The sequence below is a fragment of the Lysinibacillus sp. OL1 genome, from assembly GCF_004332175.1.
Lineage (GTDB): Bacteria > Bacillota > Bacilli > Bacillales_A > Planococcaceae > Lysinibacillus > Lysinibacillus capsici.
The window spans coordinates 423,672-436,008 of sequence record NZ_SJDS01000001.1 but is presented as its reverse complement, the minus strand read 5'-3'; the positions used below and the strand labels follow the sequence as shown (position 1 = coordinate 436,008).

Below are 12,337 nucleotides of genomic sequence, written 5' to 3'. Positions count from 1 at the left end.
ACCTCTTTATGCCCTTAGGCTAAAGAGGTTTTTTACGTAATTTCACAGAGTAATGGTGCATGGATTTAGGAATTCCCTTTAATTCAAAAACCCCGCTATATATTAAATAGCGAATTCTATATTCTAAAAAGAAGATATTTGGTGGGGCATCCATTCTTGTTAATAGCTCTGAGATGAATTCACCTGTTTGTATAAAATCAGTACCCCCTTGCTCCTTATGAAGTTGTTCAATCGTTGACATAATCAAATTATCATAATAATTCTCTTGGACTGCTTGAATTTGTCGATGTAGCCATAGTCGACAAACATCCTTTGTCTGTGCTAAACTTTCCCACTGTTGCTGAAAAATTAGACGCTCCTTTGCGGACATTCGCTTTATATCATACATTTCCATGTTCCATTGATGGTTGATAGCCCGCTGTTCACCTGTGTTGATAAGAACAACTTCATTGGTTTTATTACGTAATAAATAGAGTAGGAATCTAAGACCACACTGTTCTTCTGCATTGTACCCACACCAAATGTAAATCAGCAGGTTGCTTGGAATATCCTGTATCTCTCTGATTGTGTTCATTAATTTATTTCGATTTATAAAATCATCCATTCCATCATTAATATTTTCTCTTAGCCACTCATCACGGAATGCCTGTCCTCTTTTTTCATCGAGTTTCCACAATGGTCCAATCGACAAATCCTCTGGAAACCCGATCACATATTTCGGTGGAGCAAGTGTCGCTCGTAAGGAGCCTGCTGCAGATTCCGAGCAAACAATATGTACTATTTGTGCTGAAGTAGTGGTTATGACCTGTTGAATATAATCATTAATAATTTCTACCAACTGATAGAGCTCTTCCTGCCCCATAAAGAAAGACCATCCCTGCTGAGGTGTGCTTTGTTCATGATGAAATGCTGTAAAAGATTCAGATGGCTCAAGCTCATACCCCTGCCATTCCCCCTCTCTCATCACCTCTGCTATTGTGATATACTCTAACGCTTGAATTCTATATACTAGCACCTGGTTTGTGTCGTAGAAGAAATAGATAAATGGATAATGCATGGATGTTTCCATTCGCACTGCCTCCTTTTTAAAAATTGTACCACAATGACAATCTCTTCCATCATTTTTCAAAAAAGTAGTTAGCTAGCACCATAAATATGCTATTATTATAGTTAGAAAATTTTGAATTTCTAGCAAAGGGGATAAATGAATATGTATGAAAATATTTTAAGACATCCAGGGCCAACACCGATTCCAAAAAAGGTACAACTTGCGATGAATCAGGATATTTTTAGTCATCGTAGTCAGGAATTTGTAGAATTATACCGAGAAACAATTGAATTAGTAAAGCCTGTTTTCGGTACGACACAGGACATCTTACTTTTACCTTCGGGTGGGACAGCCGCGCTTGAGGCTGCAGCTGTTAATACTGTATCTGCTGGTGAAGAGGTTGTCGTCATCACAGTTGGAGCTTTTGGCGACTATTTCGTTTCAATCTGTGAGCAATATGGCTTCCATGTACATAAGCTCGAAAAAGAATGGGGACAGGCTTGTACAGCCGAAGAGCTTCGAGCATTTTTACAGCCATTACAAACTATTAAAGCCGTTTTTGTGACGTACAATGAAACATCCACAGGTATTTTAAACCCTGTTGCTGAACTAGCCCAGGTGATCCGTGAAGAAACAGATGCCCTCGTTATCGTTGATGGTGTAAGCTGTATTGGTGGCGCTCCTGCTGAAATGGATGCTTGGGGCATTGATATTCTGGTGACAGGCTCTCAAAAAGCCATGATGCTCCCACCTGGACTCTCTCTTATCAGCGTAAGCGAAAGAGCTTGGGAAGTCATTGAAGAAAATCAAACACCTGCTTATTACTTAAATCTTCAAAGCTATCGTAGCTGGGCGGAAAAGGGCATGACTCCTAATACACCTGCTATTACACTGATTTATGGACTGCATGAGGTGTGTAAGTTAATCGAACAGGAAGGTGGCTTTACGCAAACAGTTGCCCGCCATGACCTCATGAAAAACATGGTGCGAAATGCAATGAAAGCATTACACATGGAGCTATTAACTGAAGATCAATACGCTTCTCCAACTATTACAGCAATTAAAACACCTCAAGGAATTGATCTTGGTGAATTTTTGACGCACCTTAAGCAACACTATCATTTAGATTTCGCAGGCGGTCTAGGTCATCTACAGGGTAAAATTTTTAGATTCGGTCATATGGGCTATTGTTTCCCAAGTGACATTTTACAAGCCGTTTCCCTACTTGAGGCTGCCCTACAAGACTTCTCCTATGATTTCGAACCAGGAGCAGGCATCCTTGCCGCACAAGAAGTATACTTAGCCGCACAACGTAAAGCACTACAACGTTAAACAGCAAAAACAGGTGGAGAAAAATGACTCCACCTGTTTTTTAATTTGTTCTACTAAACTTGAAGTTGCGTTTGATCGTTTGTGGATGCAATCTGTGCGGGTTTCTTCACTTTGTTAGCGCTTTAAACTCCTGGTTGAGCGGGTCCACACATTTTACGAGCGCTTTGGACTCCTATTGGAGCGGGGCATCTCACTATTCGAATGCCTTCCCCCATGCTTGAACGGGAAATAACTAATAGAGGTCAAGCTTCCATCCAAACATAGCTCACATCATCTTTAATTAAATTCCTTGACCTTTGCTAAATAAGCAGCTCGCATTGTAGGTGGGACCATACTACCGCCAGTTGCCCATACAAGATGTGTGGCTTGTGGTAGATGGTTTACTAATGCGTTCTTTTCTAGATAGGATTGACCTTGTTGTAATAAACGAATGGCTCCATACATTCCTGCGTGTGCAGATGGCTCTAAAAATAAACCTTCACTTTCCATCGCTAATCCTAGAGATGTAAACAGCTCTTCATCTGATACTGTATAGCAACCACTTATATACGTCTCCATCACTTTTCCTACAAATTTGGAGGCGCGACCAACGGCTAACCCATCCGCTTCTGTTCGATTGTCAAGACCAATATCTTCTACACTAATTGCGTCATGTAAGCCTGTCATCAGCCCGATCGTCATACAAGGAGAAGCGACAGGTTCTGCAAAGAAAATATGCACATGCTCACCGTAAATTTCTTTTAATCCATAGGCAACACCACCGGGTCCTCCACCTACGCCACATGGTAAATAGACGAACAATGGATGTGCTTCATCCACTAAAATATTCGTCCTTTCTAGCTGTTCCTTCAAACGCTTGGCAGCTACGGCATAGCCAGCAAATAAATCCTTTGAATTTTCATCATCAATAAAATGACATTTTGGATCTTGCTCAGCTTCCTGTCTCCCCTGCTCAACAGCTACACTGTAATCAGCCTCATATTCAATCACTGTCGCACCCTTTTCACGCAGTAAGGCTTTTTTCCACTCCTTTGCATCACTCGACATATGTACAACGACATTAAAGCCGAGCTTCTTGCCCATAATGCCGATACTTAATCCTAAATTCCCCGTAGAGCCTACTGCAATCGTATATTGTTGGAAGAACGACTGAAATTCCTCTGTTGCTAAAATTGCATAATCATCCACTTCTTTAAGTCTTCCACTTGCCAAAGCTAGTCTTTCTGCATGTTTTAATACCTCATAAATTCCTCCACGTGCTTTGATCGAGCCAGAGATCGGTAATGCATGATCACATTTTAAAAGCAATTGGCCAGGAATCGCCACACCATATGCTTGTTCAATAGCACTTTTCATTGCAGGAATTTCCTTGATCGTTGATTCAATTAAACCATCACTTTCTAGAAGCTCTGGAAATGCTACTTTTAAATAAGAAGAGAAACGTTGTAATGTTGCTTCTGCATCATCCACTTCAGCCATAGTAAAGAGCGTTGTTTCAGGATTTTTCATCCAATTTGTATTTTCCCACAATACAGTAACCTTTTTTGCTAGTTCGTTCAACTGCGGATATTGTTCGAATAGTTCGTGTTTATGTTCATTTTTCACCTGTAGATTCCTCCAGTTTATGGGCTAAAATCGCTCGTTCACAAATTTGTCGAAATTTCATTTCAAACGAAATATTGTTTTCTTGTGTTCTTTTTTTAGGTCCCTTTGTTCGCCCACCTGCCCTTCTAATTTTTTGACCAACATGCCGCATATCGAGCAAACGTTCGATGTTTTCATTAGACATTTCTCGTCCATTTTGATCAATCGGATACCCCCCTCGCGCTAAAACCATGGCTGCTAATCCATAATCCTGTGTAATAACAATATCGTGTTTTGAAAGCGCGTTCACTAGCGTAAAATCAACCGAATCTGGACCTTTAGGTACAATAATTGTTATTACATTATCACGTTCAACACGATGCGATGTATCGCAAAACAAGATAGTTTCTATCTCAAACTCAGATGATATAGATAGCGCTAAATCCACTACTGGACAGGCATCAGCGTCTATAAGAACCTTCACAATAAAGCATCATTCCTTTCTCGTAATTAGATGAATCACTTAGAACTAAATTATTTCAATATAATTTTAAAACAACCTCTCTTGCTCAATTTTTCACAAACTTTAAAAGTATTTTATTGAATAGTTTGAAAAATAGATATACGATACACCTATCAACTAAATGGGGGTTTTATTTATGACAATTACAACTGTTAGCAATGAACAATTAGCAAAAGAATACGTAGATGGCGTATTTGAGCAACTTAAACAACAGAATAGTCATCAAGCGGAATTTTTACAAGCTGCTGAAGAAATTTTCATCTCATTAGTACCTGTATTCGCACAACATCCTGAATATATTAAGGCCAATATTTTATCCCGTATTGTGGAGCCAGATCGTATTATTTCTTTCCGTGTAGCATGGCAAGATGATAACAATCAAGTCCAAGTGAATCGTGGCTATCGTGTACAATATAGCAATGTCATGGGCCCATATAAAGGCGGTCTTCGCTTCCACCCTTCTGTAAACGAATCCATCATTAAGTTCCTAGGCTTTGAGCAAATCTTTAAAAACGCTTTAACAGGGCAACCTATCGGTGGTGGTAAAGGTGGTTCAAACTTCGATCCAAAAGGTAAATCAGATTCAGAAATTATGCGTTTCTGCCAAGCATTCATGACTGAATTATACCGTCATATTGGTCCAGATGTCGATGTTCCTGCTGGTGATATTGGCGTAGGTGCTCGTGAAGTAGGTTATTTATGGGGCCAATATAAGCGTTTAACAAAAGCAAATGAATCAGGTGTATTAACTGGTAAGACTCCAGGCTATGGTGGCTCTTTAGCACGTAAAGAAGCAACTGGTTACGGTACTGTTTACTTTGTGAACGAAATGCTGAAGGATGCAAATGACTCATTCGAAGGAAAAACAGTCGTTGTTTCTGGATCTGGTAATGTATCTACGTATGCGATTGAAAAAGCGCAACAGTATGGGGCTAAAGTGGTTGCTTGCTCAGACTCTTCAGGCTATATCTACGACCCAGAGGGCTTAGATTTAGATGCCATTAAAGAAATTAAAGAAGTAAAAGGTGACCGTATCTCAACTTACGTTAATTATCGACCAAATGCTACTTTTACAGAAGGTTGTACAGGAATTTGGACGATTCCTTGTGATATTGCTCTACCATGTGCTACGCAAAATGAAATTAACGGTGAGTCAGCTCGTACATTAATTTCGAATGGTGTGAAAGCCATCGGTGAAGGTGCTAATATGCCATCAGATCTTGAAGCAATCAATGAATTCCTAGAGGCAGGCGTATTATTTGGTCCTGCAAAAGCAGCGAATGCTGGTGGAGTTGCGGTATCTGCTCTTGAAATGGCACAAGATTCTAGCCGCGTATTTTGGTCATTTGAAGAAGTAGATGCGAAACTTCATCAAATTATGAAAAATATTTATACAGACAGCAAAGCAGCAGCAGAAAAATATGGCTTCCCAGGTAACCTAGTAATTGGTGCAAACATTGCTGGCTTTATCAAAGTAGCAGATGGAATGCTTACTGAAGGCGTTTATTAATAACATTCTATTTTCAATGTTTCCTAGGATTTGATTTCGGAATATTCTTAATCTCAACCAAGGTGGTAACGAACATTCGTTATCACCTTATTTTTTATTTACAATCCCGTTATAAAACATAAAAATAAACGTTTTAAACGAACATTTTTAGCGTTAAATATTTAAAACATTCGTGTTATAATTTTAGAGTACTATGAAAAATATTGGAGGGTTTTTTGTGGAATTATTGTATACAGGTAAAACAAAAAATGTGTTCAAATTAGAAGATGGTCATTATTTATTAAAATTTAAAGACGATGTTACAGGAGAAAACGGCGTGTTTGATCCAGGTGCAAATACTGTTGGTTTAACAATTGATGGGGCTGGCTTGGCTGGTTTACGTTTAACTTCTTATTTTTATTCAAAATTAAACGAACAAGGAGTTCCTACTCATTTCGTTGATGCTAACTTCGAAGATGCAACAATGACAGTAAAACCAGCAACTGTTTTCGGTAATGGCTTAGAAGTGATTTGCCGCTTTAAGGCCGTTGGTTCATTCCTGCGCCGCTATGGTGCCTATGTAAAAGAAGGACAAGATTTAGACTCTTTTGTAGAAGTGACAATCAAAGATGATGATCGTTTAGATCCTCCGATTTCCGAAGATGCTTTAGCGATGTTAAACCTGTTAACTCATGAAGAATACGCCATTTTGAAACAACGTACAATTGAAATCTCCAAATTTGTAGCGGGAGAGCTTGCTAAAAAAGGCTTAACGCTTTATGACATTAAATTAGAATTCGGCCGCGATGCGAAAACGAATGAAATTTTATTAATCGATGAAATTTCAGGCGGTAATATGCGTGCTTACAAAGGTGAGCAATATATTGAACCATTAGAACTTGAGAAAATTATGTTAGCTGAATAATAGAAACAACCTTAAAAGAGTCGGCATTTACGACTCTTTTTTTATGTGTGGGCTTATTTTTATTTTCCATGAAACTTTTCTTTACTTCACTCGTATATTAACTATATGTAACAAGCAATTATTCTATTATTTTGGAGGTAGTTTGATGGAAAATTTGAATGAGACATCGAAAGAAGAAAGGTCAAAACTAAATCCATTTTTATCGGTTTGGATGCATCCAAAGCAAACAACTCGTTATATGATTAATGAAAAATCTATCGGCTTTGCAATTTTGGTTTTGTCTATTGGTTATATTGGCTCCCTTATGTCTGGATTAATTGATTCAGAATTTCTTCCTGATTTTTCTCCATGGCTTTTAGTCCTATTATGTGTCATTTTTGCTCCGATCGCAGGTGTGATCGGCACAGCTATTTCTGCACTCATCTCATGGCTATTCGGGAAATTATTTAAAGGTACTGGGACTTACTCGGACTTATTTAAGGGGTTAAGCTTAACAGCAATCCCATATATTGTGCTGGTTCCACTTTATATTATTTGGTTAATGACTTCACCCGATTCATTATTGGATCCTAATTTTATGGGTTCATTACCGTGGATTTTTTGGCCAACTATTTTAGTAAGCATCATTGTGACGATTTGGTCATTTGTTATTTCTGTAGGTGTAGTCGCTGAAGCACACCAAATTTCGAACTGGATGGCTTTCTTCACCATCTTTATTCCAGCCATTATTATCTTCATCGTATTATTTGTTCTTTTCTTTGTCATACTCATTGGAATTATTGGTGTTGGCATGGTCTAAAAACTTGAGATAAAGCCTTTGTTAACTCGACACAGCTAAAAAAGCAGATAGAGAAAAAGCCTGTAACTTTTTTCTATCTGCTTGTTTTATTTTATTAGACAGATAGTGCGGTACTTTGCTGGAATAGCTCAGATACGCCAGATTCTACAGCTGCCCCACTTACTGCGCGTGAGACGATGGCCACTACGCGTTCGTCTAACGACTTAGGAACAATATATTCTTCCTTTAGTTCCTTATCACTTACAAGGGAGGCAATGGCTTCTACAGCAGCTAGCTTCATCGACTCATTAATATCCGTAGCACGCACATCTAAAGCTCCCCGGAAAATACCAGGGAATGCGAGAACATTATTAATTTGATTTGGATAATCTGAACGGCCCGTTCCCATAACACGTACACCCCATGCTTTGGCATTTTCATACGTGATCTCTGGATTTGGATTGGCTAAGGCAAAGACAACTGGATTTTCATTCATGGACGCAATATGTGCCTCTGTCAATAGATTAGCTACAGAAACGCCAATAAAGACATCTGCACCTGTTAGTGCATCCTCTAGTGTACCATGTTGCTTCTCTGGATTCGTCAAATGAGCAACCGCTTCTTTAATCGGGTTCATCCCCTCTGTACGACCCTCATAAATAATACCTTTTGTATCGCACATATAAATATTCTTATAGCCCATTTGTACAAGTATACGCAAGATTGCAATGCCTGCAGCACCAGCACCGTTAATCACAACTTTCATCGTTGCAACATCCTTTTTCACAATACGATTGGCATTAATCATCGCTGCTCCTACAACAATCGCTGTTCCATGTTGATCATCATGAAAAACTGGAATATCACATTCTTGACGTAGGCGATCTTCAATTTCAAAGCATCTTGGTGCTGAAATATCCTCTAAGTTTACCGCACCAAATGTCGGGGCAAGCGCCTTCACAATGCTGACGATTTCATCCGTATTTTTTGTATCTAAGCATATTGGAAAAGCATCAACATTGGCAAAACGCTTTAGTAAAATCGCCTTCCCTTCCATTACAGGTAATGCCGCTTTCGGACCAATATCTCCTAATCCTAAAACTGCTGTCCCATCCGATACAACTGCTACCATATTACCCTTCATTGTATAGTCGTACACAAGCGAAGGATTTTTTTCAATCTCCACGCATGGCGCTGCTACCCCCGGTGAATAAGCCAAGCTAAGATCATAGGAATCTTGTACAGGTACCTTTGAGCTCACCTCTAATTTCCCACTATAGTGTGCATGCATTTCTAATGCCTTTTTCATTACGTCCATTCCATCCCATCCTTTTCCCTTTGGTTTTTTATTATATTTCAGAATCATAATACTTTGTGAAAATATAGTCAACGAATTTTCTGTCAATTTATTTTAAACTTCAAAAATTCAAGGTTTAATGACTTTCATTACATTTTTCTGTCAAATTAAACATTTCACAAACAATTTTTTTAAGATAATTAATGTGATTGTTGACACATTAAAAAGTGTACACATAGAGCCATTTAGCCTGTTCAACTTTTCACATAGTATTTTTCTTATGTAAATGAGAATTTTTTCACAAACTTTTGTAAGCGTATCCATTGTCTTCATTGACTTCGTCACAATTTATTCACATTTTTTCACAAAGTTTTTTATTATATAGATCAAAGTATTTGTGAAAATCTTAACAAGCAAAAAAAGAGCCCTATATAAAGGACTCTTCGGTAAAATGATTCATAAAGGCCGTGATGATATGCTTGGAAGACCATTGCTCTCCCGAAACTTTTGTAATCGGATAGTCACGAGGAAAAATTGTTTTGGTGATTTCTTCAACAGAATAACCTTGCATAAATAATTGTTTCACTTTTCCTTGCATGTTTTCCAAATAAGCAATTTTTTCTTGTATTTTCGTTCGACCATCCTCTATAAAGCCTGCATGACAGCAATAGACGACATCGAAATCATAGTTTACTATTTTCCTCAAAGACGCCAAGGTATGGACAATATTTTCTTCATCAAGCACAACCTTTGTCTTGGGTTGGATAAACAAATCACCTGTAAACATAGCGCCTGTTTCCCGATTGTAAAAAGAGAGATGATCTGTAGTATGCCCAGGTGTTTCAATAACATCCCACGTTGCTGCATTCGTTTGTAATGTTTGACCTAATGGTTGGGCAACAAATGCTGGTCGTTCCCCCCACAATGCCTGACGATAGAATGGATAGTCTCCATCCTCAGCACAAAGATCGACTGAATCACGATGAATATAAATAGGTACATTCTTATGGTGTTGAATCCACGCTGCATTTCCTGCATGATCCTCATGTGAATGTGTTAATGCCAATTGCTCTATCGGTATATCCTTAAAAAAGGATTGAAATTCCTGCGACAGTGAGTAGGAACCCGTATCAATCAGTAACCCATCCACAAAAAAGCTGTACACACTCATACCAATCCCCTGCACCGCAACTTTCCCATGCGCACATTGTACACCGCGATGCTGCTGAATCTCGATACTTTTCTCCCGTTTAAACATCCTGCTCCCCCTTTGCCCCTTGTACAAAAAGTGTAGCATAAAATGAATGGTGAGTCATTTTTGTAAGTAGGTAACAACAAAGGATTTATTTTTTACATGTTTTCGAAGTGCTAACACATGAACAAATAACCGTATATTTACTGCCAATAAAAGCAATGCGCCTAGGAACAATAATCCCATCTGCCAATCACTTGTAACATTCATTAACAGCGTCCAACTTATAATGACAGCAAAGGCAATCGCTATATATTTTTTCATCACTCTTGTAGTGGAACCCTGTATATCGTGTTTTTGTTCAATGCTTAATAAAATTTTTCCAAATTCCATTATGATCAGCAATTTAATTCCTTGAATTAAAACCGTACTCCAATAGAAGAGAAGATGTGAAGAAAAGAAAGTACTCATCAAGGCAAGAATCATAGCGCAAGCCATATATTTGCTGATAGGTGTTTTTTCTTTATAGAACGAAAGACTTTTTAAATAGGCCCCATAAACAAGGATATCTTGTAGAAGATTAGCGTATTTAAAAACATTTAAATAGATAAATTGAAAGAAGAGCGCCACTGCAAACCATTGTAAAAGTTTTACCTGTTGTTTAGATTCACTCATTGTTTTCACGCACCTTTTTCACCAAATTCGACGTAAAATACGCTTGCGAATATACTCTTTTAGTTAAATAACCATCGGGGCCACTAAAGCCTATGGACGTATTGATATCTAAGGGGGCTTCTTTCAATTGAATAGTCAGCTCCAAGCGTTGACCTTTCGTCACTGAAAAAGGAAAATCACTTGCTGTGTAGCGCTGATCATTTAATCGCCATTCTTTCAACAGTATTTTATCCTCTAATGTAGCTGGAACATAAAATGCATCAAAAACTGCATCCTGCTGAAGGGTAAATGATATGATTTGTTCCGAATCATTTTGTGACTGACTATAGCTATTATTCATGATCTGATTTTCATCAATGAAGGTTTCCCTCGTAAAATGAATTGGGGCAGGTAATTTCACCCCGTCATTTAATACAAGATAAATAGTTTTACTTGCCATCACTTTTTTCATCGTGTTTAAATCAAGCTGAAAAAAAGCTAAACGAATATTTTGATAGCGTAAATCTTGAGAAGTATCCAATGGGTAATAAAAGCCATTGACTAGATTTGCTTGCTCTGTTTGATCATATACTATTGGTAATTGCACATCTTCTGCCTGCAAATATTTCACATATCGATGGTCATCTTTGTTTGTAATATAGCGTATCTCTAAAGCATTCTGTAAGCTATCTGTAACTTCAATTACAGTAGGAACCACTATCGGTTTTATGAATTGATGTTGTAAAAAAATCGTACTGTTACCGATCAGTAAAATTAAAACTACGGCAACACCAATCGTCTTTTTCTGGTCAGCGCCAACTTTAAGCTTTTTCCTAGAGATGTATAGTATGATGCATACGCACAAAATAGCCAAAATCCAGTACATTGGCGAAGATAAATGATCTAATTGTGACATTAACGCACTAGCCCGATCATTATCAAAGTGTTGCTTCCCTACCATGAATGCCACAAATCCACCCGTTGCAAGTGTTACAGCAACAGTCAAGACTTTAGATACCCCGTGCAAAGGCTTATGCTGCTCTTTTGTTGCTTGTTCAATACCTTGTAGACTACGCTGATGTAACGATTCTGGAATGTCTATTTGATCCATCTGCTTTTTTAGATCGTTCACCCTTGCTCCTCCTGTTCCAGTGCCTGCTTTAATTTTTTTAATGCACGATACAACATGATTTTCGTCGTCCCTAATTTAAGCTGCAATACCTGAGCCACCACCCGCTCACCCCCCTTTTTCTATTAGACTTTTAAACTATGCAATTTAGCTTTGCAAAACAGAAATTTCCTCATTTTATGTATTACTACCTGAGCATGCTATGCTCTCTCCACTTTGATGGATTTTTTGATCAAGTATAAAATTCTATCTCCTACTTTAAAAGGGCTATCCTTCACTTTTTCATTTTTATCCGCCACTTTGAACAGGTTATCCGCTACATTAAATTTTATCCGTCACTTTGAACGTTCTATCCTCCACTTTTTCTTCCGTATCCGCCAATCTGA

At 38.2% G+C, this 12,337-nt stretch carries 11 protein-coding genes; 4 read left to right on the top strand and 7 right to left on the bottom strand.

Annotated features, from left to right (window positions below):
• Nucleotides 1–19: 19 nt before the first annotated feature.
• Nucleotides 20–1,069 carry a DUF1835 domain-containing protein gene (locus EW028_RS02175; protein ID WP_131519753.1) on the bottom strand — a complete coding sequence of 350 codons (1,050 nt, stop codon included), beginning with the start codon at nt 1,067–1,069 and terminating at the stop codon, nt 20–22.
• Nucleotides 1,070–1,210: 141 nt separating this feature from the next.
• Between EW028_RS02175 and EW028_RS02170 the strand changes: the two genes are divergently transcribed.
• Nucleotides 1,211–2,380 (top strand): pyridoxal-phosphate-dependent aminotransferase family protein, encoded by a 1,170-nt coding sequence (locus EW028_RS02170; RefSeq protein ID WP_131519752.1) that lies wholly within the window; start codon nt 1,211–1,213, stop codon nt 2,378–2,380.
• A 276-nt stretch (nt 2,381–2,656) separates the two neighbouring features.
• Here the strand turns inward: EW028_RS02170 and EW028_RS02165 are convergent, their stop codons facing one another.
• Complete coding sequence (locus tag EW028_RS02165; RefSeq protein WP_131519751.1) at nt 2,657–3,985, bottom strand: D-serine ammonia-lyase; 1,329 nt, start codon at nt 3,983–3,985, stop codon at nt 2,657–2,659.
• The gene (locus tag EW028_RS02160) at nt 3,975–4,448 is read right to left on the bottom strand and encodes a YaiI/YqxD family protein (protein WP_004269357.1); all 474 of its coding nucleotides are present in this window, start codon (nt 4,446–4,448) and stop codon (nt 3,975–3,977) included. The genes EW028_RS02165 and EW028_RS02160 overlap by 11 nt, the downstream gene beginning before the upstream one ends.
• 175 nt (nt 4,449–4,623) lie before the next feature.
• Between EW028_RS02160 and gdhA the strand changes: the two genes are divergently transcribed.
• The 3 genes from gdhA (at nt 4,624) to EW028_RS02145 (ending at nt 7,700) form a co-directional block, all read left to right on the top strand.
• Nucleotides 4,624–5,997, top strand: a complete 1,374-nt coding sequence (gene gdhA / locus EW028_RS02155) for an NADP-specific glutamate dehydrogenase (RefSeq protein ID WP_131519750.1) — start codon at nt 4,624–4,626, stop codon at nt 5,995–5,997.
• A 217-nt stretch (nt 5,998–6,214) separates the two neighbouring features.
• Complete coding sequence (locus tag EW028_RS02150) at nt 6,215–6,901, top strand: phosphoribosylaminoimidazolesuccinocarboxamide synthase (protein WP_131519749.1); 687 nt, start codon at nt 6,215–6,217, stop codon at nt 6,899–6,901.
• A gap of 145 nt (nt 6,902–7,046) precedes the next feature.
• The gene (locus EW028_RS02145; RefSeq protein ID WP_016995151.1) at nt 7,047–7,700 is read left to right on the top strand and encodes a Yip1 family protein; all 654 of its coding nucleotides are present in this window, start codon (nt 7,047–7,049) and stop codon (nt 7,698–7,700) included.
• Nucleotides 7,701–7,794: 94 nt separating this feature from the next.
• On the opposite strand, the gene EW028_RS02140 is transcribed toward EW028_RS02145, so the two are convergent.
• From EW028_RS02140 to EW028_RS25495, 4 genes are all read right to left on the bottom strand, one after another.
• Nucleotides 7,795–8,997, bottom strand: coding sequence for an NAD(P)-dependent malic enzyme (locus tag EW028_RS02140; RefSeq protein ID WP_004269353.1), 1,203 nt, complete (start codon nt 8,995–8,997; stop codon nt 7,795–7,797).
• A 406-nt stretch (nt 8,998–9,403) separates the two neighbouring features.
• Nucleotides 9,404–10,234, bottom strand: a complete 831-nt coding sequence (locus EW028_RS02135; protein ID WP_131519748.1) for an MBL fold metallo-hydrolase — start codon at nt 10,232–10,234, stop codon at nt 9,404–9,406.
• Nucleotides 10,235–10,288: 54 nt separating this feature from the next.
• Nucleotides 10,289–10,843: a hypothetical protein gene (locus EW028_RS02130; RefSeq protein WP_131519747.1), complete on the bottom strand. Its 555-nt coding sequence runs from the start codon at nt 10,841–10,843 to the stop codon at nt 10,289–10,291.
• Nucleotides 10,836–11,954 carry a hypothetical protein gene (locus EW028_RS25495; protein WP_227744831.1) on the bottom strand — a complete coding sequence of 373 codons (1,119 nt, stop codon included), beginning with the start codon at nt 11,952–11,954 and terminating at the stop codon, nt 10,836–10,838. The genes EW028_RS02130 and EW028_RS25495 overlap by 8 nt, the downstream gene beginning before the upstream one ends.
• Nucleotides 11,955–12,337: the final 383 nt, after the last annotated feature.

Bases quoted from the DNA above. Each gene is read 5' to 3' on its own strand.
- EW028_RS02175 (WP_131519753.1), bottom strand. From the start codon at position 1,069: ATGGAAACATCCATGCATTATCCATTTATCTATTTCTTCTACGACACA.
- EW028_RS02170 (WP_131519752.1), top strand. From the start codon at position 1,211: ATGTATGAAAATATTTTAAGACATCCAGGGCCAACACCGATTCCAAAA.
- gdhA (WP_131519750.1), top strand. From the start codon at position 4,624: ATGACAATTACAACTGTTAGCAATGAACAATTAGCAAAAGAATACGTA.
- EW028_RS02145 (WP_016995151.1), top strand. From the start codon at position 7,047: ATGGAAAATTTGAATGAGACATCGAAAGAAGAAAGGTCAAAACTAAAT.
- EW028_RS02140 (WP_004269353.1), bottom strand. From the start codon at position 8,997: ATGGACGTAATGAAAAAGGCATTAGAAATGCATGCACACTATAGTGGG.
- EW028_RS02135 (WP_131519748.1), bottom strand. From the start codon at position 10,234: ATGTTTAAACGGGAGAAAAGTATCGAGATTCAGCAGCATCGCGGTGTA.
- EW028_RS02130 (WP_131519747.1), bottom strand. From the start codon at position 10,843: ATGAGTGAATCTAAACAACAGGTAAAACTTTTACAATGGTTTGCAGTG.